Origin of the sequence: Pseudoxanthomonas sp. J35 (genome assembly GCF_000513995.1) — a bacterium.
In the GTDB taxonomy this organism is placed as follows: Bacteria; Pseudomonadota; Gammaproteobacteria; order Xanthomonadales; family Xanthomonadaceae; genus Pseudoxanthomonas.
Genome location: NZ_AZVB01000009.1, coordinates 123,183 through 146,100, shown reverse-complemented (window position 1 = coordinate 146,100; position 22,918 = coordinate 123,183). Strand labels below are relative to the sequence as shown.

Below are 22,918 nucleotides of genomic sequence, written 5' to 3'. Positions count from 1 at the left end.
ACCGGGCCGTAAAATGGGACCCAAGAAGCCAGCAGATTATCGCAAGCCCCTGAACATGACGCTGTGGCTGATCGGCCTCAACCACCAGACCGCGCCGGTCGACCTGCGTGAACGGGTGGCCTTTGCCGGCGATGCGCTTGGCCAGGCGCTGGGTTCGCTGCGCGCCCTGCCCCGGGTATCGGAGGCGGCGCTGCTGTCGACCTGCAATCGTACCGAAATCTATGCGGTGGCCGAAGACGGCGACGTCCTCGCCAGCTGGCTCGACAGCCACGCCGAAGGCCTGTGCAATTACCTGTACCGGCACCGCGACGCCGACGCCGTACGCCATCTGTTCAGGGTGGCGACCGGGCTGGACTCGATGGTGCTGGGCGAACCACAGATCCTCGGCCAGGTGAAGGACGCCTGGGTGCTGGCGCGCGAGCACGGCGCGCTGGGCGGCAACCTGGACCGGCTGTTCCAGCAGACCTTCGCCGTGGCCAAGCGCGCGCGCACCGACACCCGGATCGGCGTGAACCCGGTCTCGGTAGCCTCCACCGCGGTGCGCCTGGCGCAGGACACCTTCGCCTCGCTGCCGGATTCGACGGTGCTGCTGATCGGCGCCGGCGAGACCATCGAGCTGGCTGCGCGCCACCTGGCCAAGGGCGGCGTCGGCCGCCTGCTGGTCGCCAACCGCACCCTCGCCCACGCCCAGGACCTGGCCACGCGCCACGGCGGCTATGCGCTGCCGCTGGCCGAGATCGACCGCCACCTGGCCGAGGCCGACGTGGTGTTCTCGGCCACCGCCAGCCGTGAGCCGGTGCTGCGCCAGGCCCAGGTCGAGGCCGCGCTGGCCGCGCGCCGGCGCAAGCCGGTGCTGCTGTTCGACCTGGCCGTGCCGCGCGACATCGAAGCCGGCGTGGCCGGGCTGTCCGACGCCTACCTGTACACCGTCGACGACCTCGAGCGGGCCGTCGAGGAGAACCGCCGCAGTCGCCACGAGGCGGCCGAGGCGGCCGAGGCGATCATCGACATGCAGGTTTCCCGCTTCATGGAAGCCCTGCGCGCCGGTGGCCGCCAGGATTCGCTGCGCCGCCTGCGTGCGCTCGGCGATGCCACCCGCGACGAACTGCTCGCCCGCGCCCGCCAGCAGCTGGCCTCCGGCCGCGATCCGGACGAGGTGCTGCAGCACCTGGCGCACAGCCTGACCAACCGCCTGCTGCACCCCCCGACCGCCGCGTTGCGCGAGGCCGCGCTCACCGGCGACACCGAACTGGCCCGCGCCGCCGACCGGCTGTTCCCGCTGCAGCCGCCCTATTCCCACCCGTCCATCCAGACCCCGACGCCGCGACTGCCCGATGACCCCGAGCCTGCGCCGAAAGCTTGAAGCGCTGGCCGAGCGCCGCGAAGAACTCGAACGCCTCCTCGCCGACCCCGCCGTGGTCGCCGACACCGCGCGCTTCCGCGACCTGTCGCGGGAGTTCGCGCAGCTGGAGCCGGTCGCCGCGGCGCTGGCCGCCGAGGCCCGGGCCAAGGCCGACCTGGCCGCGGCCGAAGCCATGCGCAACGACCCGGAACTGGCGGAGCTTGCCGAGGAGGAGATCGCCGGCGCGCGCCAGCGCCTGGAGGAACTGGACCGCGAGCTGGCCCTGCTGCTGGTGCCGAAGGACCCGCGCGACGACGGCAACCTGTTCCTGGAAGTGCGCGCCGGCACCGGCGGTGACGAGGCGGCGATCTTCGCCGGCGACCTGTTCCGCATGTACGCGCGCTACGCCGAGCGGCAGGGCTGGAAGGTCGAGGTCGAATCGGAGAACCCGGGCGAGCACGGCGGGCACAAGGAAATCGTGGCGCGCATCGTCGGCCGCGGCGCGTATTCGAAGCTGAAGTTCGAGTCGGGCACGCACCGCGTGCAGCGGGTGCCGGCGACCGAGTCGCAGGGACGCATCCACACGTCGGCGGCGACGGTGGCGATCATCCCGGAAGCCGACGAGATCGAGGAGATCACGATCAATCCGGCCGACCTGAAGATCGACACGTTCCGCTCCTCGGGCGCGGGCGGGCAGCACGTCAACAAGACCGATTCGGCGATCCGCATCACCCACCTGCCGACCGGGGTGGTGGTGGAAAGCCAGACCGAGCGCAGCCAGCACGCCAACCGCGACAAGGCGATGAAGCGGCTGAAGGCGCAACTGCTGGACGCCGAGCGCAGCAGACAGCAGGCAGCGCAGGCCGAAAGCCGGCGCCTGCAGGTCGGCAGCGGCGACCGCAGCCAGCGCATCCGCACCTACAACTTCCCGCAGGGCCGCATCACCGACCACCGCGTCGAAGGCCTGACCCTGTACGACCTGCCCAACATCCTCGAAGGCGACCTCGATCCGCTGGTCACCCGCCTGCAGCAGGAACACCAGGCCGACGAACTGGCGCGCCTGACGGCGGAGTAAGCCCGCTACCAACCACAACACACGCGACAAGGGCCCCGGACGGGCGCTGCGCCGAAGTCCACGACGACGCGAGGTGTACGTAGCCCGGATAAGGCCGAAGGCCGCATCCGGGGTACTGCCTGCCGCGTCCTCATCGGTTGCTCCAAGTTCACCGCACCCTGCCCGCGCCCTGAACGGCAAGAGCGAAAGCATCAGCGGGCTGTACGTAGCCCGGATAAGGCCGAAGGCCGCATCCGGGTGACTGCCTGCCGCGTCCCCATCGCCCCGAGTTCACCGCACCTCTGCTCGCGCCCTCAACGGCAGGAGTGGAAGCATCGGCAAGCACACCTGGTGGCAGCGCAGGCTCCGGACGGGGCCGCCGCCCCAAGGGGGTATGGCGCATCGCGTGGTTCCGCGTCCTGCTCCAACGCGCGACCGCAGCACATCCCTGTGCTGCTTGCGCCGCGCCGGGAATGAACTCGGGCGCTGGCCACGCAAAGGGGCCGGCGCGTATAGGCTATGCCCATGACCGCCAGCCCCGACTTCATTCCGCTCAACGTCTGCGTGCTGACCGTGTCGGACACGCGCACGCCGGACAACGACACCTCCGGGGACTGGCTCGCCGGCGCGCTCGCCGAGGCGGGACATCGCGTCCATGCCCGCGACCTGCTCCCGGACGACCGCTACCGCCTGCGCGCCGTCGTCTCGCAGTGGATCGCCGATCCGCAGGTCGACGGGATCCTGGTCACCGGCGGCACCGGCTTCACCGGGCGCGATTCCACCCCGGAAGCGCTGCTGCCCCTGCTCGACAAGGAAATGCCCGGCTTCGGCGAACTGTTCCGCGCCGCGAGCTTCGAGGAGATCGGCACCTCCTCGCTGCAGTCGCGCGCCTTCGCCGGACTGGCCAACGCCACCTTCCTGTTCGCCCTGCCCGGCTCGACCTCGGCCTGCCGCACCGCCTGGGAGCGGATCATCCGCCACCAGCTCGACTCGCGGACGCGGCCCTGCAACCTCGCCACGCTGCGCCCGCGCCTGCGCGAGTGACGCGACCGCGCTCGGCCGGCGATCAGCCGATCGCGAATCCCGCCGGCACCTGGCCGGCATCCGGCGCCTCCAGGCGCTCCAGCACCTCGACCCGCGCCGCCGGCGGACCGACCCGCAGCCACCGCTCCAGCTCGCCCAGGGCAACTTCCGGGCCTGCCGCCACGACTTCCACGCTGCCGTCGTCGAGGTTGACCGCGCTTCCGTCCAGCTCCAGCCGCAGCGCCTGCTCGCGGGTGGAGGCGCGGAAGTACACGCCCTGCACGCGGCCGCGCACCCGCCAGCGCCGGGCCTGGCGCGGCTCGTTCATGGCGCCCCGCCTCCGGAACCGATCGCGGTCTCGATGTCGTAGGCGGTGACCGGCCCGAGGAACTGGCGCGCGACCTTGCCGTCCGGCGACAGCAGGTAGGTCATCGGCAGCCCGCGCGGCGTGGCGAAATCCTGCGGCGGGCTCAGCGGATCGAGGATCACGATCGGGTACGAAACCGGGTGCTCGGCGAGGAAGGCGCGCATCTCCTCGACCGTGGCGTCCTCGTAGGCCAGGCCCACCACCTCGATGTTCTCGCGCATGGTGTGCAGCGCCGACAGCTCGGGCATTTCCTTCAGGCACGGCTTGCACCAGGTGGCCCAGAAGTTCACCACCACCCAGCGGCCGCGGTGCGCGGCCAGGTCGTACATCTTCCCGTCCACCGCCAGGGCCGAGAACCGCGGCTGCTCCGCGGTGCGCTCGACCACGCCCGGTGGCGGCGCTTCGGGTCCGGCAGGCGCAGCCGTCGCTTCGGGCGCGGCCGGAGCCGCGGAGGTCGAGTCGGGTTGCGCGGCGGGTGCCGGCGACTGCTGCGTGCAGGCGGCCAGCAGCAGCGGCAGCGCCAGCACGGCGAGCGGGAAGGGAAGACGCATGGTCAGGCTCCGGTCGGGTCCTGGGGGGACGGGAAGATGCCGCCGACGCGGCGCTTGAGCGCATCGCGCAACGGCAGGCGCAGGTCGTCGAACACCGCGTGCACGGCCTCGCCCAGCGGGTCGTCGCGGCAAGGCAGCCAGGCCTCGTCGATCGGGATGCGCAGCTGGCAGGCTTCGTAGAGCTCGGACAGGGTCAGGTCGTCGAGGTCGCGGGCCAGCAGCCACTCGCCCTGCTCGTCGCGGCGCACCAGGCGGATCGCATCGAGACGGGTGAGGAATTCCTGCAGCAACGAATCGGTGAGCATCGGCTCCAGCGCCAGCATCTGCTCGGTGTGCAGGCCCTCGCCCGCGCGCCGCGCCTGCTGGAAGCGGCCGACCAGGCGCAGCAGCGCATAGCCCTCGTAGCCTGGCGGCAACCGCATCGACGCCGGCTGGTAGCGGAACGCGGCCAGCGACGAGGCCAGCGAGGCGCCCAGCAGGATCGCCACCCAGCCCAGGAAGATCCACAGCATCAGCACCGGGATGAAGGCCATCGCGCCGTACAGCTTCTGGTAGCCCTCGAAGCTGCCCAGGTACAGGCCCAGCGCCGACTTGATCGCCTCCAGCAGCAGGACCGCCAGCACCGCGCCGGCGAAGGCGTGCCGCCACTTCACCGTGTGGTGCGGCACCACCCGGTAGGCGATCACCACCACCGCCAGTTCGATCAGCACCGGGGTCATGCCCAGGCTGAGGCTGGCCAGCCACTGGCCCTGCGGCGACTGGAACAGCTCCATCGAGAAGAACCGCGCCGACACCGACAGCGACGCGGCCGCCAGCAGCGCACCCAGGGTCAGCACGGTCCAGTACACCAGGTAGCGCGACAGCCGCGGACGCGCGCTGGCCACCCGCCAGATGCGGTTGAAGGTGGCCTCGACGCTGTTGAGCGTCACCAGCAGCGAGACCACCAGGGCGACGATGCCGGCGGCGGTGAGCTGGCCGGTCCGGTTGCGCAGCCCGGCGATGTGCTCGTTGATCGCCCGCGCCGCGCTGGGCACGAAGTTGGAGGTCACGTAGTCGACCAGCTCGCCGCTGAGGTCACGGAAAGCCGGGAACGCCGACAGCACGCCCAGCACCACCACCGCCAGCGGCACCAGGGCGAATGCGGTGGTGTAGGCCAGCGCGGCGGCGGCCTGGAACAGGTTGTCGTCGAGGAAGCGCCGCCACAGGAAGCGGGCGAAGGACACCGCGCGCGCACGGTCGCGCACGCGCTCGTGCACGCGCTGGCGCCAGCTTGCGAAGTCCGGACCGATGGCCATCGGCGCAAGCCTACCCGATGCACGGCGAAAGCCGCAGTGGCGGCGCTTCGTCGATAATGGCGGCCCCTTCCAGTGGATGGTCCCGATGGCGGAGATCCTGGTCCTGTACTACAGCCGCGGCGGCTCGGTCGCGCGCCTGGCGCGGCAGATCGCGCGCGGCGTCGAGGAAGTCCCGGGCATGCAGGCGCGCCTGCGCACGGTGCCGCCGGTGGCGGCGGTGACCCAGCAGGCGGCCCCGCCGGTGCCCGAGGACGGCGCGCCCTACGTGCAGGTCTCGGACCTGGCCGAATGCGCCGGCCTGGCGCTGGGCAGCCCGACCCGCTTCGGCAACATGGCCGCCCCGGTCAAGCACTTCCTCGACGGCCTCGGCGGCGAATGGGCCAGCGGCACGCTCGCCGGCAAGCCGGCGGCGGTGTTCACCTCCACCGCCACCCAGCACGGCGGCCAGGAATCGACCCTGCTGACCATGCACGTGCCGTTGCTGCACCACGGCTGCGTGATCGTCGGCATCCCGTACACCGAGGCGGCGCTCAACACCACCCGCGGCGGCGGCACGCCCTACGGCGCCAGCCATGTCGCCGGCCTGCAGGACGATCCGCAGCCGACCGAAGAGGAGGCGGTGCTGGCCCGCGCGCTGGGCCGGCGCCTGGCCGACATCGCCTCGCGGCTGGCGCGCTGATGGCAACGCCGACCTCCGCGCGCATCGCCGGCATCGCGCTGCTGGCGCTGGCCCTGCTCTATGCGGCCTGGTTCCATGCCGACCGCCATGCCGCCGCCGCGCTGCTGGTGTTCGCGCTGCCGCCGCTGCTGCTGGCCGTGCCGGCCTGGCGCGGCGGCCGCCGTTCGGCGTTCTGGGGCGGCGTGTTCGCGCTGGGCTGGTTCAGCCACGGGGTGATGGTCGCCTGGACCCGACCGGGCGAGGCGCTGTTCGCGTGGCCGGCGATCGTGCTGTCGCTGGTCGTGGTCGTCACGGTGAGCTGGCCGGGGCTGCAGGCGCGCTTCGGGCGGCGCCGCGGCTGAGGCTTCCACGCGTTGCGTGGCGCCGTTGGACGTTCCGGCATGCGACGCCTACGGCCTTCACCGGCTTTGGACCGATAATGGACGCACTTCGCGGCGCCGGCCTGCCGGCCCGCCCACCGATCATGTCCGGCGCCCGCGCCGGCGCCAGGGCAATGCAATGGAAGAACTGCTGATCGTCACCACCGGCGGCACCATCGACAAGATCTACTTCGACGACAAGTCCGACTACCAGATCGGCGAACCGCAGATCGGCACGATCCTGCGCGAGCTGGGCGTGAGCTTCCGCTTCAGCGTGATCCCGATCCTGCGCAAGGACTCGCTGCACATCACCGACGAGGACCGCGAGCTGGTCCGCGCCACGATCGCGGCCCAGCCGACCCGCCACGTGCTGGTCACCCACGGCACGGACAGCATGGTGCAGACCGGCAAGGTGCTGAAGACGATCCCCGGCAAGACCATCGTGATGACCGGCGCGCTGAGCCCGGCGCGCTTCCGCGGCTCGGACGCGGAATTCAACATCGGCTGCGCGATCGGCGCGGTGCAGTCGCTGCCGGAAGGCGTGTACATCGCCATGAACGGGCTGATCTGGGACCCCGACAAGGTCCGCAAGAACGTCGCCGCCAACCGCTTCGAGTCGATCTGAGGCCAGGCCCATGTCGATGGCGACCCGGGCCACGCGCGCGCTCGATGCGGCCGGGATCGCCTACCGGTTGCACCCGTACGACTACCACGCCGACGCCCAGGCCAGCGCGGGCGGCAAGGGCCTGCAGGCGGCCGCGGCGCTGGGCGTGCCACCCTCGCGGGTGCTGAAGACGCTGATGGCGTGGGTGGATTCGCGCGCGGTATGCGTGGTCCTGCCCAGCGACCGCCAGCTGCAGCCGAAGGCGTTGGCCGCGGCGGCCGGCGGCAAGGCGGCGCGGATGATGGAAGTGCCCGAGGCCGAGCGCCGCACGGGCTACAAGGTCGGCGGCATCAGTCCGTTCGGGCAGCAGCGACCGGCGCCGGTGTGGTTCGAGCAGGACGCGACGGCCGAAGCCAGCGTCTACATCAACGCCGGCCAGCGCGGCCTGCTGCTGGAACTGGCGCCGGCGGACGCGGTGCGCGTGCTGCGGGCGCAGGTGGCGCCGATCAGCCGGGCGTAACCGGAATGGACGGGGGCGCTGGCGACGTTGCGCGCGCCAGCCGCCTTGCAGCCTCGCCGGCGCCTTTGTAGAGCGGGGCTTGCCCCGCTGCTTTTCTCGGGGGGAATGGCGACATCATGCGGGGGAGTCGGGCAAGCCCGACTCTACGGGGGGCGGTCGCCTCCGCGGCAACGCCGCTGCTCCGATCGCTGGCGCGATCAGAACATCCCGGTTTCCAGGCGCGCGGCCTCGGACATCATGTGCCGGCCCCACGGCGGGTCGAAGACCAGCTCGACGTCGGCCTCGCTGATGGTCGGGATCTGCTCCAGCTTGCTGCGCACGTCGTCGACCAGGATCTCGCCCATGCCGCAGCCGGGCGCGGTCAGGGTCATCTTCACGTCGATCGCGCGGGTGCCGTCGTCGCGGTGGCGCAGGTTGGCCTCGTAGACCAGGCCCAGGTCGACGATGTTGAACGGGATTTCCGGGTCGAAGCAGGTGCGCAGCTGGCGCCAGACCATCGCCTCGACTTCCTCGTCGCCGGCGTCGGCAGGCAGTTCCAGCTCGGGCTCGGGCTCCTTCCCGATCGCGTCCGCGTCCTTGCCGGCGATCCGGAACAGGTTGCCTTCGACGAAGACGGTGTAGCTGCCGCCGAGGCCCTGGGTGATGTAGCCGACGCTGCCGGCGGGCAGGGTCACGGCTTCGCCCTGCGGCACCATGACGGCGGCGCAGTCGCGCTCGAAACGGACGGGTTCGCTGCTGCGGGAGTACATGGGACCGATATGGGGCTGCAGGCTCGCACCTGCAAGGCAGGCCCTGGCCGGCGTGGGGGGAGGCCGTCAATTCTAGCCGATGCCCCGCCTCACGCGGCCTGCGCGTATCCTTGACGGCCTCTTACCGGACCCCCCGTCGATGTCGCCCGCACCATCTCCCCGGCCATCCGCCCACCCGCCGCCCGCGCGCTGGCTGTGGCCGTTCATGCTCGTGCTGGGGACGGTGACCATGGTCGTGGCGTGGACGTCGCTGGCCCTGGCCACCGACCGCCAGCACGGCTGGGTGGCGCTGCTGGCGGGGCTGGAAGCGGCGTGGATGCTGCGCCTGGGCGGGATGGCGGCCGGCTGGCCGCGGCGCCTGCTGGCGGCCCTGGCCACCGTGGCGATGGTCGTGGCGGTGCAGTGGTTCGTCGCCGCCGGCCACATCGGCGGGCAGATGGGCCTGGCGCCATGGGAAGCGGCGCCGAAGATGGGCGCCTGGCACGTCTGGTTCCTGTCGCGGATGGCCAACACCGGCCTGGACCTGCTGTGCCTGGCCGCCGCGCCGCTGCTGGCGTGGCGCGCGGGACGCTGAGTTCCACGGGTCACGCCGCCGGCGTGGCGGACCTTCCCTCCATGTCGTCCAGGCAGCGCGCGAACAGCGCCACTGCCTCGCGGATCTCGGCAGTGCCGAGGCTGGCGAAGCCCAGCAGCAGGCCGGCGCGGTCGGGCGGCTCGAGGTAGTACGGCGCGATCGGATACAGCGCCAGCCCACGGGTGCGGGCATGGGCGATCAGCGCGTCGCCGTCGGCGGCGTCGTGCCCGCGCCCCCAGGCCGAGGGCTTCGACTTCGACCTCAGCTACCGGATGGACACGGACTTCGGCCGTTTCGCCCTGATGTGGCAAAGCACCTACACCGTCCGCGACGAAATCAAGACCGACACCAGCCCCGACACGCTGCCGCAGCAGCTGGTCGGCTGGGCGACCTCGCCCGGTTTCGTCGGCACCTTCCGCGTCCGCTCCAACGCCAGCCTCAGCTGGGAGCACGGGCCGTGGGGCGCGACCTGGGGCGCGCTACTACTCCTCGCAGAAGGAAACCTGCCTCTCGGCGGCGCTGTTCCCGGAGGAATGCTCTGACCCGGACTACGTGGCCGCCAACCCGGCGCAGACCCGCGCGATCCGGCGGGTCGGCGCCGACACCTTCCACGACCTGGAGCTGCGCTGGAACACGCCATGGCGGGGCACCGTGGCGGTCGGCGCCAAGAACGCGTTCGACCACGTCGGCCCGGTGCTGTACAGCCAGCCCAGCTCCAGCGTGTCCTACTCCGGCCAGTTCGACATCGGCCGCTTCGTGTACATGAAGTACCAGCAGCGCTTCTGAGCCGGCCGAAGCAGGGAAGCCACGGCACCACCTGGTGCCGTGGCTGGTCCGGTCACATGCACGTGGCGTGGCTGCCGGATCGCAACCTGCGTACATGCGGCTGATGCCAGCCGGCACACCGGATGCGGCGTGGACCGGCGATGCTGGACGGGGCCGCGACCTTCCCCTCCCAGGCGGGTGCGCCCGGCCCATGCGCATGCATGCGACCGTCGCCTCGCGGACCCGGCCCGGGCATCTGCCCGGGCCTTTTCATCGGGACCGGACTCAGTGCCCGCCGTCCAGCGCCTTCAGTTCGCTGACCAGCGCGCTGGCCATTTCCGCGCCGTCGCCGTAGAGCATGCGGGTGTTGTCGGCGTAGAACAGCGCATTCTCGATGCCGGCGAAGCCGGTGCCCTTCCCGCGCTTGATCACCACCACGTTCTTCGACTCGACCACGTCCAGGATCGGCATGCCGTAGATCGGGCTGGCCGGGTCGGTCCTGGCCACCGGGTTGACCACGTCGTTGGCGCCGATCACCAGCGACACGTCGGTGGTCGGGAACTCCGGGTTGATGTCGTCCATGTCCGCGATCAGGTCGTAGGGCACGCCGGCCTCGGCCAGCAGCACGTTCATGTGGCCAGGCATGCGCCCGGCCACCGGATGGATCGCGAACTTCACCTTGACCCCACGGTCGATCAGGCGCTGCGCCAGCTCCCAGATCTTGTGCTGGGCCTGGGCCACGGCCAGGCCGTAGCCGGGCACGATCACCACGCGCTCGGCGTAGGCCATCATCGCCGCCACGTCGCCGGCCTCGATCGGCTTCTGCGAGCCGCTGATCTCCTGCGCCTGCCCGCCGCCGCCGAAGCTGCCGAACAGCACGCCGGAGATCGGCCGGTTCATCGCCTTGGCCATCAGCCGGGTCAGCAGGATGCCGGCCGCGCCGACCATCATGCCGGCGATGATCAGCGCCTCGTTGCCGAGCACGTAGCCCTCGAACGACACCGCCAGGCCGGTGAAGGCGTTGTACAGCGAGATCACCACCGGCATGTCGGCGCCGCCGATCGGCAGGGTCATCAGCACGCCCAGCAGCAGCGCGACCAGGAAGAAGGCGACGATCGCCCACGGCTGCAACGTGGTGGCGGCGAGCACGCCCAGCACCACCATCGCCACCGCGACCAGCAGGTTGAGCGCCTGCTGCCCGGGAAACACCACCCGCTTGTCGAGGCGGCCGTCGAGCTTGGCCCAGGCGATGATCGAACCGGACAGCGACACCGCGCCGATCGCCGAGCCGAGTACCGCCAGGGTCAGCACCACCACGCCCGGTCCCGCGACGGCGACTTCGCCACCCCGCGCCAGCGCCGAGAAGCGCAGCAGCTCCACCGCGCCGATGGCCGCGGCCGAACCGCCGCCCATGCCGTTGTACAGCGCGACCATCTGCGGCATATCGGTGATCGCCACCTTCTTGCCGGAGATCCACGCGGCCACCGTGCCGATCACCAGCGCCACCACGATCAGCGGCAGGTTGTGCAGGCCCGGCAGCAGGAAGGTCGCCGCGGTGGCCAGCAGCATGCCCACGCCGGCCCAGTGGATGCCGCTGCGCGCCGTGGCCGGCGAGGCCATGCGCTGCAGGCCCAGCAGGAACAGCGTGGCCGCCACCAGGTAGCTGGCGCCGACCAGCCAGGTACGGATACCGAATTCGCCGCCACTCATGCCTCGTCCCCTTCGTTGCCCGTGTGCCCCGCGCGCGACGGGTTACGGTCCAGTCGATGGTGTTCGAACATCTCGATCGCCGTCTTGAGCAGGGCGAACAGGCCCAGGCCCAGTCCCACCAGGCCCATCGCCAGCTGCGACCAGCGCGCGCCGCCCAGGTACAGCCCGGCCAGGCCGCTGCCCAGGGCCAGCGCCACGGCGCCGACGATGACCCCGATCGCCAGGCCGCCCTTGCGCGGGTCTTCCCAGACCTTGCGCGAGACCTCGTTCTGGGTGGTGGTGGGGTCCTGCAGCGAGGAGAAGCCGATGCCGACGCCGGCATGCAGCAGGGCAAGGTTGAAGTCGGCGAAGATCGAGGCGAAGCCGGTGAAGTACGGGCGCATCACGTAGAACAGTGCCAGCAGCATGAACGGGTACTGCAGGTAGCTCGCCGCCTGGAACAGCCGGCGCGCCCCGGAACGGCCGTGCGCCGCGCCATGGGCGCTCACTTGCCACCTTCGCCGGTGGACGGCTTCCTGCTGCTCTTGAACATCTCCAGCATGCGCTCGGTGACCACGTAGCCACCGGCGGCATTGCCCGCGCCCAGGACCACGGCGACGAAGCCGATCGCCTTCTCCAGGGGGGTATCCGCATGGCCCAGCACCACCATCGCACCGATCAGGACGATGCCGTGGATGAAGTTGGACCCCGACATCAGCGGCGTGTGCAGGATCACCGGCACCCGCGAGATGATCACGTGGCCGGCGATGGCCGCCAGCATGAAGATGTACAGCGCAACGAAACCGTCGTTCATCCGCCACTCTCCCGGGCAGGGCGCCCGCTCCGGATGATAACCGCAGGATGAACAGCGCACAGCCGGTCAACCGGCGGCGCCCCCGAGCGTTTCCTGCTGCAGGCGACCCGAGCGGAGTTCCCATGACGCAGCACGGCCAGGCACGAGGCTTCCCGCCCCGGTGGCACGGCGCCCCCGCCGGCAGGGCTAAGCTGTGCTGGTGACGACGCCCCTCGACCCCGGCTGGGAAACGCAGGCCACGCCCACCTGGGCGTCGCTGGATGCGTTCCTGGCCGAGGTGGGCCCGCGCGCGTTCCGCTTCGCCGAGGCCGGACTGCGCAACCGCGACGATGCCCTCGACGCGGTGCAGGACGCGATGATGAAGATGCTCGCCTATCGCGAGCGTCCGGCCGGCGAATGGACGCCGCTGTTCTGGAGCATCCTGCGCCGGCGGATCATCGACCTGCAGCGCCGCGCCGGCTTCCGCCTGCGCTGGCTGCGCCCGGCCGGGGAGATGCCGGTGGGCGAGGACGAGGGCATCGACTGGGCCGCCCCGGGCGCCGGCCCGGCCCAGGCGCACGAGCAGCGCGAGACCTACGCGCGGCTGGTGGAGGCGCTGCGTGCCCTGCCGGCGCGGCAGCGCGAGGCCTTCACCCTGCGCGTGCTCGAGGAGCTGGACGTGGCCACCACCGCCAGGGTGATGGGCTGCTCGGAAGGCTCGGTCAAGACCCACCTGTCGCGCGCGCGGCAGGCCCTGCAATCGCAACTGGAGGACGTCCGATGACGACCGCAACCGAATCGTCCGGCGATTCCATCGACCGCCATGCCCGGCAGCTGCACCAGGCCGCCCTGGCGAATGTCTCGCCGGCCACCCTGGCGCGCCTGCGCCAGGCGCGCCATGCCGCGACCTCGGCCCCGCCCCGCCGCCGCCCCCTGCTGGCCTCGTGGCTGGCCGGCGGCGCGGTGGCGGCGACGCTCGCCGTCGCGGTGATGCTGCGCCCCGGCGCGCCCGCGCCCGACGCGCCGGCCAGCTACGCCGACGGAGGCGAGGTACCGGCCGACTTCCTCGCCCCCGCAACCGACCCGGCCGTGGCGCTGGAGAACGACCCCGGTTTCTACCTGTGGCTGGACTCGGTCGACGCCACGGCCCTGGCAATGGAGTAAGACCATGCAATCCCGACGCCTCCTCCCCGGCCTGCTGGCGCTGGCCCTGCTCCTGCCGGTGGCGGCCATCTCCGCGCCGGCCACCCCCGCCGCGCCCAAGCCGGCCGCCGCCAAGGTCCGCGGCGCCGAGCTGCCGGCATGGGAACAGCTCAACCCGGAGCAGCGCGAGCTGCTGATCGCGCCGCTGCGCGAACGCTGGAATTCCTCGCCGCAGGAACGGGTGCGGATGTACGAGCACGCGCAGCGCTGGAAGACCCTGCCGCCCGAGGAACGCGAACGCGCCCGCCGCGGCATGCGCCGCTTCGAGGACATGAGCCCGGCGCAGCGCGAGCAGGCGCGCGCGATCTTCCACTACACCCGCGACCTGCCGGCGGAGCAGCGCCAGGCCTTCCGCGAACGCTGGTCGAAGATGACCCCGGAACAGCGCCAGCAGTGGCTGCGCGAGCACCCGGCGCCGGCGAAGAAGGACTGAGCCGGTCGCGCCCGCGGGGAGCGGGCGCGCGCCGTCAGCCGGCCGCGTCCGCTCCGGCCGGCGCTTGCGCGGCGGCCGCCGGCGGCGGTTCCGGCCACGCCGTCTTCGCCAGCAGCTCGTCGTTCCAGTCGAACGCCAGCCCGCCGCCCTTCAGGAACAGCGCGACGAAGTTGTAGACGTTGCGCGCGTACATCTCGCTGGCGTGCACCGCGCCCATGCTGGGCAGGTTGAGCGGGCCGGCCACGGTGACGCCGCCCACCTCGATGGTCTCGCCCGGGCGGGTGGCCTCGCAGTTGCCGCCGGTCTCGGCGGCCAGGTCGACGATCACGCTGCCGGGCTTCATCCCGGCCACCATCGCCGCGCTGACGATCTTCGGCGCCGGGCGCCCCGGCACCGCCGCGGTGCAGACCACCACGTCGATGCCCTTGAGGTGGTCGGCCAGGCGCTGCTGCTGCAGCGCGCGCTCCTCGTCGGTCAGCGCGCGCGCATAACCGCCCTCGCCCGCCGCGCTCACCCCCAGGTCGAGGAACTTGCCGCCCAGCGATTCGATCTGCTCGCGCGTTTCCGGGCGCACGTCGAAGCCCTCCACCTGCGCGCCGAGCCGGCGCGCGGTGGCGATGGCCTGCAGGCCGGCCACGCCGGCGCCGACGATGAGCACCTTCGAGGGCCGGATCGTGCCGGCGGCGGTGGTCAGCATCGGGAAGAAGCGCGGCGCCAGCTGCGCGGCGATCAGCACCGCCTTGTAGCCGGCCATGCTGGCCTGCGAGCTCAGCACGTCCATCGCCTGCGCGCGGGTGGTGCGCGGCAGCCGCTCCAGCGGGAAGGCGCGGATGCCGCGCGCCTGCAACGCCTGCGCGCGGGCGGCGTCGGCCTGCGGATGCAGCACGCCCACCAGCACCGCGCCTTCGCGCAGGCCCGCGATCGCATCGGCCGGCGGCGCCTGCACGCACAGCACCACGTCGGCAGTCGCGCGCGCATCGGCCGCGGCCAGTTGCGCGCCTGCATCGAGGTAGGCCTGGTCGGTGATGCCCGCGCCCAGCCCGGCACCGGGCTCGACCCGCACCCGGGCCCCGGCGGCGACCAGCTTCTTCACCGTTTCCTGCGTGGCCGCCACGCGCTTCTCGCCCGCCGCGGTCTCCTTCAGCACCAGCACATCCACCGCCATGCGCCCCTCGCCTGCAAGTCAGCCGAGCCGCGATGCTAGCAAATGGCGGCCGAGGCCCGGGGACCGGCCGGCGCCGGGGTCGGCGCGGACAGGAATACGGCGGCCCGGCGTGGCAGCGGGCACGGCGCGCAGCCCACCCTGGCCGGCACGGCCAGCGGGAAGTACGCCAGTGGAATGCCGGGCGGCGTGGCGTCGCCCGACGGCTCAGTGCAGCGTCGCCGACTGCTGCGGAGCGACGGCGTCCAGGCGCTCGATCACGCCCTGCATGGCGTTGTCGAAGGCGTCGCCGTCGTCGGCCACGTGCATGCGCAGGCGGCCCATCCGCACCATCACCGCCAGTTCCTCGGGCGAGGCCACGCAGAAGCGCACGCCGCGCCGGTTGACGAACAGCAGGCGCGAGGAGATCGGGCTGACCCAGGTCAGCTTGCCGGGTTGCACGCGGCCGTCCTTGTCGATGAAGTCCAGCCAGGTGCCGATCGGCAGCGCGCGGATGCGCTCGGCATCGGCGTGGTCGAAGTCCAGCGTATCGGTGCCGGCGACCAGCTCGACCGGGTTGCGCTCGACCGGTGCGGCCTGCGGCAGGGCCACTTCCGGCAGTTCCGGCAGCGGCTTTTCCAGTTCCGGACGCGCGTCAGCCACCGCCTGCAGCGTGTCGTGCAGGGCGCCGATCGCCGCATCGGCGGCGTCGCCATGCAGGCCGACGCTGGCGAAGACCCGGCGCAGGCCGGGCTGCCAGTTCTGCAGCCACGGCTTGCCGACGATGTGGCGCTGCGCCTCGTCGACCTCCTCGAGGATGCCGTCGGCCAGTTCCAGCGCCTCGGTGAAGGTGTCGCCGACCTCGCCCTCGCGCAGCAGCGCCAGGGTGATATGGTGTTGCCACGGATTGCGCAGGAACTCGGCCACCGCCTGCGGCAGCGCGCGTTCCTCCAGCCGGCTGGCGACCTCGAACTCGGCGCGGCGGCGGGCCATCTCCAGCCGCTCCTGGCCGCGCTGGATCTCGGCGGCGCGGCGCTCGGTGACTTCGACGCGGCGGCGGTGCTGCTCGAGGAAATCGCGGAACTCCTCCTCCAGCGTCATGAAGATGGCCAGGTTCTCGTTGAACTCGGTCACCAGCCGCTCGATGATCTCCTCGACCTTGGCCAGCAGCGAGCGCTCGGCGGCGCTTTCGCCCTGGTTGCCCTCGCAGGCCTCGGCCAGCGCGTTGAGCAGGCGCCGCGCCGGATGGGTCTTCTGCACGAACATGCGCCGGTCCAGCAGCGCCACCTTCACGAACGGCACCACCAGGCGGCCGATCAGCTCGCGCGGGCGACCGGCCAGGTCGCGCTCGTCCAGCAGCACGTCGAACAGCATGCCGACCAAGTCGATCGCGTCCTCGTCCTTCGGGTCCAGGCGGGTACTGGACGGGTCGACGCCCAGCTGGCGCGCGTTGGCCAGCACCTCGCTCTTGAGCCGCTGCGACAGCGACTCCTGGTCGTCGGTGATCGCCGCGCTGAGGGTCGGGCTGGGCGTGGCCTGCAGCAGCGACAGCACCGAGAGCATCTCGCGGTGGCTCAGCGGACGCTGGTCTGCCTGTCCACCCGGGGCACCGCCGGCACCCTGCGCCGCGTCGCCGCGCGCACCGCGGCTCTGCTGCAGCAGCTGGTGCAGGGCGTCCAGCAGCGCGCCCGCGCCGCCCGGCGCCGCCGCTCCGCCGGCACCGCCGTCCAGGCCGTGCTGCATCGCCCCGCGGGTGTCCTGCCAGCGCTGCATGAAGCGCGCCGCCCAGGCCGGGGAATAGTCCTCCCCGCCGCCGGCCGGCTCTTCCCAGCCGCCGCCGTAGCTGCCCGCGTAACCGCCGGCCGCGGCCGCAGCCGCGCTTTCGGCCATGCGTTCCGGGCGCGGCGGCGGCGCCTGGCGCGGACCGGCCGGCGCGCCGGGCAGCACGCCCTCGCGTACCAGGCGCTGGTCCAGGCCCTCGTAGAGCTTGGCCACCGCCGGCGACAGGTCGCGCTCGCACAGCTTGATCAGGACCAGGCGCACTTCCGGCGCCAGGTCGCAGGTGGCGAAGGCCTCGTGCACGGCCACGCCGATGTGTTCGGGACCGATCGGGTTGCGGTCGGCGTCCAGCTGCAGCGCGCCGGCGATCCAGCCCAGGCGGCGGTCCAGCCGCGACAGCACGGCCTTGCAGTCGCGCAGCATCACGCTGGCCAGGTTGCGCACGGCCAGGCGCGATTCGAGTTCGTGTTCGGCGACCAGGCTCAGCCCGGTCGACTGGCTGGCCAGGGCCGCTTCCGCGGAGGGCGACTCGCCGGACTCCAGCGCCTGCCAGGCCCGGCCGAGCTGGGCGCGGAAGCGGGCGACGATCTCCTCGCGGCGGCGGCGCAGTTCGCGCATGCCGTCCAGGAACAGCAGCTGCGAACCGCCGGCGCGCTCGGCGCGGTCGAACAGGACGTCGTCGTAGCGGGCCACCGATGCGGCAAAGGCATCGCCCAGCGGCGGCAGGAAGGCGTCGCGCACCAGGGCGAGCAGCCTCGCGTCGCGGGCGGGGTGGTCGAGGGGGTCTTGCTGGGCGGGGGACATGCGAACAGCTCCGCGCTGGCCAGGGCGTCGGTCGGATACGGCTCCCCTTGTGCCGCCATGGCATCGTAAGGGCAGCGCGCATCCGCAACCGTGACCCAGTCAGCAATTCATATTCATGGTGCGATGACAATCGGGGTTTACCCCTATGCACGCGCGCAGCGGATGCACGCATCCGGCGTTTCACGCAGGCGTGAAGACGCTTCGCCGCGCCTCGTCGATCGCCGCCGGAGCGATGGCTGCGCGCGCTGTCCCGGGGGACAGGCGCGCGCCCGCCTATAATTGCCGCCTGCCGGCCGTAGGCCGGAGCGGAGCCTTCACACGCAATGCATACCCCTCCCGCGCTGCAACTGCTCGACGCGCGCCGCTCGGTTCCCTCGCTGGAACTGGGCGAACCCGGACCCGACGACGCCACCCTGCTGCGCATGCTGCAGTCGGCCGTGCGCGTGCCCGACCACGGCAAGCTGGTCCCGTTCCGGTTCGTGCGCATCACCGGCGATGCCCGCCATGCGCTGGGCGAGTTCCTCGCCGCGCGGGCGCTGCAACGCAACCCCGAGGCGCCGCCGGCGCTGGTCGAGAAGGACCGCAGCCGCTTCTCGCACGCGCCGATGATCATCGCCGTGGTCGCGCGGATCCAGGCCGGGCACAAGGTGCCAGAGCAGGAGCAGCTGCTGACCGCCGGCTGCGTCTGCTTCGCCCTGCTGCAGGCCGCGCAGGCGCTGGGCTTCGGCGCGCAGTGGCTGACCGCGTGGATGGCCTACGACCCGGAGGTGGCGAAGGTCCTCGGCCTGGGCGAAGGCGAGCGGATCGCTGGCTTCGTCCACATCGGCACCGCCAGCGTGGACGTGCCCGAGCGCGACCGCCCCGATCCGCGCGCCCTGCTGACGGACTGGACGCCGTGAACCCGGAGGGCACGCCGGCGCCGGGCGCGACTCGCGCGCCGCTGCACCTGGTCGACGCCAGCCTGTACGTGTTCCGCGCCTGGCATTCGATGCCGGACGAGTTCCGCGACGCCCACGGCTGGCCGACCAACGCCGTGCACGGCTTCGCGCGCTTCCTGCTGGAACTGCTCGAGCGCGAACGTCCGCGCCACATCGCCATCGCCTTCGACGAGGCGCTGGACAGCTGTTTCCGCAACCGCCTCTATCCGGCCTACAAGGCCAACCGCGATCCGGCCCCGGAGGAACTGCGCCGCCAGTTCGCCCACTGCAAGGCGCTGTGCGCCGCGCTCGGCCTGGCCGTGCTCGCCGACCACGACTACGAGGCCGACGACCTGATCGGCAGCGCGCTGCACCGCGCCCGCCCGGCCGGCTACCGCGGGATCATCGTCTCCGCCGACAAGGACCTGTCGCAGCTGCTGGGCGAGCACGACGAGCAGTGGGACTTCGCCCGCGGCCAGCGCTGGGGCGCGGCCGGGGTCAAGGCGCGCCACGGCGTCCACGCGCACCAGATCGCCGACTACCTGGCCCTGACCGGCGACGCGGTCGACAATATCCCCGGCATCGGCGGTGTCGGCGCCAAGACCGCGGCGGTGCTGCTGGCCCACTTCGGCAGCCTCGACGCGCTGCTGGAGCAGGTCGACGAGGTCGCCTTCCTGCGCCTGCGCGGCGCCGCCCAGGTCGCCGCGCGCCTGCGCGAGCAGCGCGAGCACGCACTGCTGTGGCGGCAGCTGACCACCATCGCCTGCGACGTGCCGCTGCCCTACGACGGCCCGGCCGCGACCCGCGCCGAGGCCGATCCGGAGATGCTCGAGGCGCTGGCCGATACCCTGCGCTTCGGCCCGATGACCCGGCGCCGCCTGCGCACCGCGGCCGGCCTGGACAGCGGCGCCGGCGAGGCGCCACCGGTTCCCCTTCCCGCTTAGCATTGGCGCATGGCCGACGATTCCCGTTCCCCCGACAACACCCCCCGCGTGGTCTACGAAGGGCGCTGGCAGCGCATGGTCGTGCGCGGCACCTGGGAATATTCCGAGCGCACCCACCCCGGCGGCCTGGCCGCGATCATCATCGCGGTCACCCCGGAGGACCGGGTGCTGTTCGTCGAGCAGTTCCGAGTGCCGCTGCAGGCGCGCACGATCGAGATGCCGGCCGGCCTGGTCGGCGACATCCATGCCGGCGAGTCGATCGAGCAGTCGGCGATCCGGGAGCTCGAGGAAGAGACCGGCTGGACCGCCGAGCGCGCCGAAGTACTGATGACCGGCCCGACCTCCTCCGGCGCCAGCAGCGAGAAGATCGCCTTCGTCCGCGCCACCGGCCTGCGCAAGGTCGGCGCCGGCGGCGGCGACGGCAGCGAGGACATCACCGTGCACGAGGTCCCGCGCACCCAGGCCGCGGCCTGGCTGGCGGGCAAGCTGCGCGAAGGCTACGAGCTGGACGCCAAGCTCTGGGCCGGCCTGTGGATGATCGACCACAACCTGGACGGCACGCCGCGTGAGCCCCGATAGCGCCCCCGTGCGCCTGCTGCAGCCCGGCGATCCGCCGCCGTTCGAGGTGCTGCGGCCGGACGGCGCCTCGCCGTGGCTGTTCACCGCCGACCACGCCGGCCAGGCGATCCCACGCGCGCTCGGCGACTTGGGCCTGCCGCCGGGCGAGATCGACCGCCACATCGGCTGGGACATCGGCATCGCCGGCGTCGCCCGCGAGCTGGCGGCGCTGCTGGACGCCTGGACCATCGTGCAGGCGTATTCGCGGCTGGTGGTCGACTGCAACCGGCCGCTCGATTCGCCGACCCTGATCGTCGAGCGCAGCGACGGCACCGAAGTCCCCGGCAACCATGGCCTCGACGCCGACGCCCGGCAGGCGCGCCTGGCGGAGATCTTCCTGCCCTACCACGCGCGCATCGGCGAGACCCTGGACCGGCGCCGCGACCAGGGCCGCGCCACCCTGCTGGTGACTCTGCACAGCTTCACCCCCGCCATGGGCGGCGTGGCCCGTCCCTGGCACTGCGGCGTGCTCTACAACCGCGACACGCGCCTGGCCCACGCCCTGCGCGATGCGCTGCAGGCCGAGGGCGACCTCGTCGTCGGCGACAACCAGCCGTACTCGGTGAGCGACAGCAGCGACTACGCCATCCCCGTGCATGGCGAACGCCGCGGCCTGCCGCATGTGGAACTGGAGATCCGCCAGGACCTCATCGCCGACGCCGCCGGCCAGGTCGCCTGGGCGCAGCGCCTGGCCCGGCTGCTGCGCGGACTGGAAGCGGCGTTCGTCGCCGGCCAGGTGCCGTCCGCCCCGGCAGGCTGAGCCGTGAATGAATCCGTGACCGTTGCCGCTGTAAACGGTACCAGCCGGGGAGGTCCACCTGCCCCGCGATCCGGCATACTCGGGAGGTTGTCCCCTCCTTCACGCCTGCACACCGCACGATGCCCTCGCCGCGACCGCTCCTCCTGCCGCTGCTGCTGGCCACCCTGCTGGGCGGCTGCTCCATGGGCGGACTGACCAAGTCCTCCGAACCGCCCGCCACCGAAGCATTCGACTCGGCCAACACCTACTCGCGCAGTTTCGACCACTCGCCGGCGCAGGCCTGCGAGGCCGCGCGCCGCGCCCTGCTCAGCCAGGGCTTCGTGGTCGGCCGCGCCGAGGCCGACGTGGTCGAGGCGCGCAAGTACTTCCAGCAGAACGAGAGCCACGAGCAGGTCGAGTTCCGCGCGGTGTGCATGCCGCAGTACCGCGGCGCGCAGCAGACCGTGGTGTTCGTCAACGCGGTGCAGGACCGCTACGCGCTGCGCAAGAGCAACAGCAACGCCAGCCTCGGCGTGAGCGCGCTGGGTTCGCTGTCGGTGCCGATCGGCTCCAGCGAGGATTCGCTGGTCAAGGTGGCCAGCGCCACCCTGCAGGACCCGAACTTCTACAAGCGCTTCTTCGCCGTGCTCGAACGCTTCCTGCCGGAGGAGATCGAGCGCCCGGCCAAGCCGGCGGCCACGACGCAGGCGCAGCCGAGCCTGTTCGCGGTGCCGCAGTACCAGGCGCCGGAGCCGGCGGCCGAGCTGCCGCGCGAGGAACCGTTGCCGGAGCCGCCGCCGGTGATGGTCAATCCGCTGCCGACCCAGCCCGCCCAGCCGCCGTCCGGCGGCTGAGCGCGGTACCTGCGGACCGGCATCACCCGGCCCGCAAGTGTTCGACGGGCCTCCGTCAGGCGAACGCGTCGGTCGCGCGCACCAGCGCGTCGACGTTTTCCGGCTCGAACGCCGAATGCCCCGAGGCCGGGGTGATCTCCAGCTTCGCCTTCGGCCAGGCCTTGTGCAGCTCCCAGGCGTTCTGCAGCGGGCAGACCACGTCGTAGCGGCCGTGCACGATCACGCCGGGGATGCCGGCGATGCGGTGCGCGTCGCGCAGCAGCTGGTCCTCGACCTCGAAGAAGCCGCCGTTGACGAAGTAGTGGTTCTCGATGCGGGCGAAGGCCAGGGCGAACTGCGGGTCCTGGTGACTGCTGACGAAGTCCTCGTCCACGTGCAGGAAGCTGGTGGCGCCTTCCCACACGCTCCACGCCTTCGCGGCGGCCAGGCGGGTGGCCTCGTCCTCGCTGGTCAGGCGGCGGTGGAAGGCCGAGATCAGGTCGTGGCGCTCCACCGGCGGGATCGCGGCGATGTAGTGCTCCCACGCGTCCGGGAACAGGCGGTTGGCGCCTTCCTGGTAAAACCACTCCAGCTCCCAGCGGCGCAGCATGAAGATGCCGCGCAGGACCAGCTCGGTGACCCGCTGCGGATGGGTCTCGGCGTAGGCCAGCGCCAGGGTCGAGCCCCAGCTGCCGCCGAACACCTGCCAGCGCTCGATGCCCAGCAGCTCGCGCAGCTTCTCGATGTCGGCGACCAGGTCCCAGGTGGTGTTGTCGACCAGGTCCGCGTGCGGGGTCGAGCGGCCGGCGCCGCGCTGGTCGAACAGCACGATGCGGTACTTCGCCGGGTCGTGGAAGCGGCGCATCTTCGGGCTGCAACCGCCGCCGGGACCGCCGTGCAGCAGCACCACCGGCTTGCCCTCGGGATTGCCGCACTGTTCGTAGTACAGCTCGTGGCGGCCGTCGACCTTGAGGGTGCCGGACTGGAACGGTTCGATCTCGGGATAGAGGGTGCGCATGCACGGATCCTGCGACGGAAAACCCGCATTGTATCGACCGCGCGCGGACGGTTCGCGGCGCGGTGCGGCCATCGCGCCGGCGCCGGGTGACGCGATGGCGCCCCACGGCCACCGGCGGAACAGGC

General features: G+C 72.1%; 28 protein-coding genes. 18 read left to right on the top strand and 10 right to left on the bottom strand.

Translation table 11 applies throughout. The annotated features are described in order from the left end of the window. Nucleotides 1-55 precede the first annotated feature (55 nt). The 3 genes from hemA to moaB all read left to right on the top strand — a co-directional run bounded on the left by hemA (nt 56) and on the right by moaB (nt 3,440). Nucleotides 56-1,363, top strand: a complete 1,308-nt coding sequence (gene hemA, locus PSEJ35_RS0107670; protein WP_028917277.1) for a glutamyl-tRNA reductase — start codon at nt 56-58, stop codon at nt 1,361-1,363. Continuing rightward, complete coding sequence (gene prfA / locus PSEJ35_RS0107665; RefSeq protein WP_028917276.1) at nt 1,335-2,417, top strand: peptide chain release factor 1; 1,083 nt, start codon at nt 1,335-1,337, stop codon at nt 2,415-2,417. The genes hemA and prfA overlap by 29 nt, the downstream gene beginning before the upstream one ends. Before the next feature lie 504 nt (nt 2,418-2,921). Beyond that, nucleotides 2,922-3,440, top strand: coding sequence for a molybdenum cofactor biosynthesis protein B (gene moaB, locus PSEJ35_RS0107660; RefSeq protein ID WP_028917275.1), 519 nt, complete (start codon nt 2,922-2,924; stop codon nt 3,438-3,440). A 22-nt stretch (nt 3,441-3,462) separates the two neighbouring features. Here moaB and PSEJ35_RS0107655 read toward each other — a convergent pair whose 3' ends face one another. From PSEJ35_RS0107655 to PSEJ35_RS0107645, 3 genes are read right to left on the bottom strand one after another with little or no spacing between them, the layout of a single operon-like run. After that, nucleotides 3,463-3,747 (bottom strand): acylphosphatase, encoded by a 285-nt coding sequence (locus PSEJ35_RS0107655; protein ID WP_028917274.1) that lies wholly within the window; start codon nt 3,745-3,747, stop codon nt 3,463-3,465. Further along, a complete protein-coding gene (locus PSEJ35_RS0107650) occupies nt 3,744-4,337 on the bottom strand; it encodes a TlpA disulfide reductase family protein (protein WP_156924761.1) in 594 nt (197 codons plus the stop codon). The genes PSEJ35_RS0107655 and PSEJ35_RS0107650 overlap by 4 nt, the downstream gene beginning before the upstream one ends. Before the next feature lie 2 nt (nt 4,338-4,339). Further along, the gene (locus PSEJ35_RS0107645) at nt 4,340-5,632 is read right to left on the bottom strand and encodes a YihY family inner membrane protein (RefSeq protein ID WP_051412578.1); all 1,293 of its coding nucleotides are present in this window, start codon (nt 5,630-5,632) and stop codon (nt 4,340-4,342) included. 85 nt (nt 5,633-5,717) lie between these two features. Between PSEJ35_RS0107645 and wrbA the strand changes: the two genes are divergently transcribed. From wrbA to ybaK, 4 genes are all read left to right on the top strand, one after another. Further along, nucleotides 5,718-6,311: an NAD(P)H:quinone oxidoreductase gene (wrbA, locus tag PSEJ35_RS0107640; protein ID WP_028917271.1), complete on the top strand. Its 594-nt coding sequence runs from the start codon at nt 5,718-5,720 to the stop codon at nt 6,309-6,311. Next, nucleotides 6,311-6,652 carry a DUF2069 domain-containing protein gene (locus PSEJ35_RS0107635; RefSeq protein ID WP_028917270.1) on the top strand — a complete coding sequence of 114 codons (342 nt, stop codon included), beginning with the start codon at nt 6,311-6,313 and terminating at the stop codon, nt 6,650-6,652. The genes wrbA and PSEJ35_RS0107635 overlap by 1 nt, the downstream gene beginning before the upstream one ends. A 157-nt stretch (nt 6,653-6,809) precedes the next feature. Continuing rightward, nucleotides 6,810-7,295 (top strand): asparaginase domain-containing protein, encoded by a 486-nt coding sequence (locus tag PSEJ35_RS0107630; RefSeq protein ID WP_028917269.1) that lies wholly within the window; start codon nt 6,810-6,812, stop codon nt 7,293-7,295. 10 nt (nt 7,296-7,305) lie between these two features. Beyond that, nucleotides 7,306-7,794, top strand: a complete 489-nt coding sequence (gene ybaK, locus PSEJ35_RS0107625; protein WP_028917268.1) for a Cys-tRNA(Pro) deacylase — start codon at nt 7,306-7,308, stop codon at nt 7,792-7,794. Between the two features lie 197 nt (nt 7,795-7,991). Here ybaK and sufT read toward each other — a convergent pair whose 3' ends face one another. Continuing rightward, a complete protein-coding gene (gene sufT, locus PSEJ35_RS0107620) occupies nt 7,992-8,543 on the bottom strand; it encodes a putative Fe-S cluster assembly protein SufT (RefSeq protein WP_028917267.1) in 552 nt (183 codons plus the stop codon). A 205-nt stretch (nt 8,544-8,748) separates the two neighbouring features. Between sufT and PSEJ35_RS0107615 the strand changes: the two genes are divergently transcribed. The 3 genes from PSEJ35_RS0107615 (at nt 8,749) to PSEJ35_RS0107605 (ending at nt 9,903) form a co-directional block, all read left to right on the top strand. Then, nucleotides 8,749-9,117: a hypothetical protein gene (locus tag PSEJ35_RS0107615; RefSeq protein ID WP_232207601.1), complete on the top strand. Its 369-nt coding sequence runs from the start codon at nt 8,749-8,751 to the stop codon at nt 9,115-9,117. A 182-nt stretch (nt 9,118-9,299) separates the two neighbouring features. After that, the gene (locus PSEJ35_RS0107610) at nt 9,300-9,659 is read left to right on the top strand and encodes a hypothetical protein (RefSeq protein ID WP_028917265.1); all 360 of its coding nucleotides are present in this window, start codon (nt 9,300-9,302) and stop codon (nt 9,657-9,659) included. Between the two features lie 10 nt (nt 9,660-9,669). Beyond that, entirely contained in the window at nt 9,670-9,903 is a 234-nt protein-coding gene (locus PSEJ35_RS0107605) for a TonB-dependent receptor (protein ID WP_028917264.1), read from the top strand. Nucleotides 9,904-10,167: 264 nt separating this feature from the next. Here the strand turns inward: PSEJ35_RS0107605 and PSEJ35_RS0107600 are convergent, their stop codons facing one another. Genes PSEJ35_RS0107600 through PSEJ35_RS0107590 form a run of 3 tightly spaced genes read right to left on the bottom strand, consistent with a single transcriptional unit; the run spans nt 10,168 to nt 12,385 of the window. Further along, entirely contained in the window at nt 10,168-11,592 is a 1,425-nt protein-coding gene (locus tag PSEJ35_RS0107600) for an NAD(P)(+) transhydrogenase (Re/Si-specific) subunit beta (protein WP_028917263.1), read from the bottom strand. Next, the gene (locus PSEJ35_RS15730; RefSeq protein ID WP_051412577.1) at nt 11,589-12,080 is read right to left on the bottom strand and encodes a hypothetical protein; all 492 of its coding nucleotides are present in this window, start codon (nt 12,078-12,080) and stop codon (nt 11,589-11,591) included. Before PSEJ35_RS15730 ends, PSEJ35_RS0107600 begins: the two co-directional genes overlap by 4 nt. Beyond that, nucleotides 12,077-12,385, bottom strand: coding sequence for an NAD(P) transhydrogenase subunit alpha (locus PSEJ35_RS0107590; protein ID WP_028917262.1), 309 nt, complete (start codon nt 12,383-12,385; stop codon nt 12,077-12,079). Before PSEJ35_RS0107590 ends, PSEJ35_RS15730 begins: the two co-directional genes overlap by 4 nt. A gap of 199 nt (nt 12,386-12,584) precedes the next feature. Between PSEJ35_RS0107590 and PSEJ35_RS0107585 the strand changes: the two genes are divergently transcribed. From PSEJ35_RS0107585 to PSEJ35_RS0107575, 3 genes are read left to right on the top strand one after another with little or no spacing between them, the layout of a single operon-like run. Then, a complete protein-coding gene (locus PSEJ35_RS0107585; protein WP_232207600.1) occupies nt 12,585-13,148 on the top strand; it encodes an RNA polymerase sigma factor in 564 nt (187 codons plus the stop codon). Further along, nucleotides 13,145-13,528, top strand: a complete 384-nt coding sequence (locus PSEJ35_RS0107580; RefSeq protein WP_037060712.1) for a hypothetical protein — start codon at nt 13,145-13,147, stop codon at nt 13,526-13,528. Before PSEJ35_RS0107585 ends, PSEJ35_RS0107580 begins: the two co-directional genes overlap by 4 nt. A 4-nt stretch (nt 13,529-13,532) precedes the next feature. After that, entirely contained in the window at nt 13,533-14,000 is a 468-nt protein-coding gene (locus tag PSEJ35_RS0107575; RefSeq protein ID WP_028917259.1) for a DUF3106 domain-containing protein, read from the top strand. A gap of 34 nt (nt 14,001-14,034) precedes the next feature. Here PSEJ35_RS0107575 and PSEJ35_RS0107570 read toward each other — a convergent pair whose 3' ends face one another. Both PSEJ35_RS0107570 and PSEJ35_RS0107565 read right to left on the bottom strand, forming a co-directional pair. Continuing rightward, nucleotides 14,035-15,165, bottom strand: coding sequence for an NAD(P) transhydrogenase subunit alpha (locus PSEJ35_RS0107570; RefSeq protein ID WP_028917258.1), 1,131 nt, complete (start codon nt 15,163-15,165; stop codon nt 14,035-14,037). Nucleotides 15,166-15,369: 204 nt separating this feature from the next. Further along, a complete protein-coding gene (locus PSEJ35_RS0107565) occupies nt 15,370-17,724 on the bottom strand; it encodes a DUF1631 domain-containing protein (protein WP_028917257.1) in 2,355 nt (784 codons plus the stop codon). Nucleotides 17,725-18,047: 323 nt separating this feature from the next. On the opposite strand from PSEJ35_RS0107565, the gene PSEJ35_RS0107560 reads away from it, so the two are divergent. From PSEJ35_RS0107560 to PSEJ35_RS15725, 5 genes are all read left to right on the top strand, one after another. Beyond that, complete coding sequence (locus tag PSEJ35_RS0107560) at nt 18,048-18,623, top strand: nitroreductase (RefSeq protein WP_028917256.1); 576 nt, start codon at nt 18,048-18,050, stop codon at nt 18,621-18,623. Beyond that, on the top strand, nt 18,620-19,585 hold the full coding sequence (locus tag PSEJ35_RS0107555) for a 5'-3' exonuclease H3TH domain-containing protein (protein ID WP_343122513.1): 966 nt from the start codon (nt 18,620-18,622) through the stop codon (nt 19,583-19,585). Before PSEJ35_RS0107560 ends, PSEJ35_RS0107555 begins: the two co-directional genes overlap by 4 nt. Before the next feature lie 9 nt (nt 19,586-19,594). After that, the gene (locus tag PSEJ35_RS0107550) at nt 19,595-20,164 is read left to right on the top strand and encodes an NUDIX hydrolase (RefSeq protein ID WP_037082720.1); all 570 of its coding nucleotides are present in this window, start codon (nt 19,595-19,597) and stop codon (nt 20,162-20,164) included. After that, nucleotides 20,151-20,963, top strand: coding sequence for an N-formylglutamate amidohydrolase (locus tag PSEJ35_RS0107545; protein ID WP_037082718.1), 813 nt, complete (start codon nt 20,151-20,153; stop codon nt 20,961-20,963). The genes PSEJ35_RS0107550 and PSEJ35_RS0107545 overlap by 14 nt, the downstream gene beginning before the upstream one ends. Nucleotides 20,964-21,082: 119 nt before the next feature. Continuing rightward, a complete protein-coding gene (locus tag PSEJ35_RS15725) occupies nt 21,083-21,796 on the top strand; it encodes a DUF2242 domain-containing protein (RefSeq protein ID WP_051412576.1) in 714 nt (237 codons plus the stop codon). A gap of 55 nt (nt 21,797-21,851) precedes the next feature. Here the strand turns inward: PSEJ35_RS15725 and pip are convergent, their stop codons facing one another. After that, nucleotides 21,852-22,793 carry a prolyl aminopeptidase gene (gene pip, locus PSEJ35_RS0107535; protein WP_028917252.1) on the bottom strand — a complete coding sequence of 314 codons (942 nt, stop codon included), beginning with the start codon at nt 22,791-22,793 and terminating at the stop codon, nt 21,852-21,854. Nucleotides 22,794-22,918 lie beyond the last annotated feature (125 nt).

Bases quoted from the DNA above. Each gene is read 5' to 3' on its own strand.
- PSEJ35_RS0107650 (WP_156924761.1), bottom strand. From the start codon at position 4,337: ATGCGTCTTCCCTTCCCGCTCGCCGTGCTGGCGCTGCCGCTGCTGCTG.
- pip (WP_028917252.1), bottom strand. From the start codon at position 22,793: ATGCGCACCCTCTATCCCGAGATCGAACCGTTCCAGTCCGGCACCCTC.
- PSEJ35_RS0107655 (WP_028917274.1), bottom strand. From the start codon at position 3,747: ATGAACGAGCCGCGCCAGGCCCGGCGCTGGCGGGTGCGCGGCCGCGTG.
- PSEJ35_RS0107645 (WP_051412578.1), bottom strand. From the start codon at position 5,632: ATGGCCATCGGTCCGGACTTCGCAAGCTGGCGCCAGCGCGTGCACGAG.
- PSEJ35_RS0107565 (WP_028917257.1), bottom strand. From the start codon at position 17,724: ATGTCCCCCGCCCAGCAAGACCCCCTCGACCACCCCGCCCGCGACGCG.
- sufT (WP_028917267.1), bottom strand. From the start codon at position 8,543: ATGTACTCCCGCAGCAGCGAACCCGTCCGTTTCGAGCGCGACTGCGCC.
- PSEJ35_RS0107560 (WP_028917256.1), top strand. From the start codon at position 18,048: ATGCATACCCCTCCCGCGCTGCAACTGCTCGACGCGCGCCGCTCGGTT.
- PSEJ35_RS0107570 (WP_028917258.1), bottom strand. From the start codon at position 15,165: ATGGCGGTGGATGTGCTGGTGCTGAAGGAGACCGCGGCGGGCGAGAAG.
- PSEJ35_RS0107580 (WP_037060712.1), top strand. From the start codon at position 13,145: ATGACGACCGCAACCGAATCGTCCGGCGATTCCATCGACCGCCATGCC.
- PSEJ35_RS0107630 (WP_028917269.1), top strand. From the start codon at position 6,810: ATGGAAGAACTGCTGATCGTCACCACCGGCGGCACCATCGACAAGATC.
- prfA (WP_028917276.1), top strand. From the start codon at position 1,335: ATGACCCCGAGCCTGCGCCGAAAGCTTGAAGCGCTGGCCGAGCGCCGC.
- wrbA (WP_028917271.1), top strand. From the start codon at position 5,718: ATGGCGGAGATCCTGGTCCTGTACTACAGCCGCGGCGGCTCGGTCGCG.
- hemA (WP_028917277.1), top strand. From the start codon at position 56: ATGACGCTGTGGCTGATCGGCCTCAACCACCAGACCGCGCCGGTCGAC.
- PSEJ35_RS0107575 (WP_028917259.1), top strand. From the start codon at position 13,533: ATGCAATCCCGACGCCTCCTCCCCGGCCTGCTGGCGCTGGCCCTGCTC.
- PSEJ35_RS0107550 (WP_037082720.1), top strand. From the start codon at position 19,595: ATGGCCGACGATTCCCGTTCCCCCGACAACACCCCCCGCGTGGTCTAC.
- ybaK (WP_028917268.1), top strand. From the start codon at position 7,306: ATGTCGATGGCGACCCGGGCCACGCGCGCGCTCGATGCGGCCGGGATC.
- PSEJ35_RS15725 (WP_051412576.1), top strand. From the start codon at position 21,083: ATGCCCTCGCCGCGACCGCTCCTCCTGCCGCTGCTGCTGGCCACCCTG.
- PSEJ35_RS0107635 (WP_028917270.1), top strand. From the start codon at position 6,311: ATGGCAACGCCGACCTCCGCGCGCATCGCCGGCATCGCGCTGCTGGCG.
- moaB (WP_028917275.1), top strand. From the start codon at position 2,922: ATGACCGCCAGCCCCGACTTCATTCCGCTCAACGTCTGCGTGCTGACC.
- PSEJ35_RS0107600 (WP_028917263.1), bottom strand. From the start codon at position 11,592: ATGAGTGGCGGCGAATTCGGTATCCGTACCTGGCTGGTCGGCGCCAGC.
- PSEJ35_RS0107615 (WP_232207601.1), top strand. From the start codon at position 8,749: ATGCTCGTGCTGGGGACGGTGACCATGGTCGTGGCGTGGACGTCGCTG.
- PSEJ35_RS0107590 (WP_028917262.1), bottom strand. From the start codon at position 12,385: ATGAACGACGGTTTCGTTGCGCTGTACATCTTCATGCTGGCGGCCATC.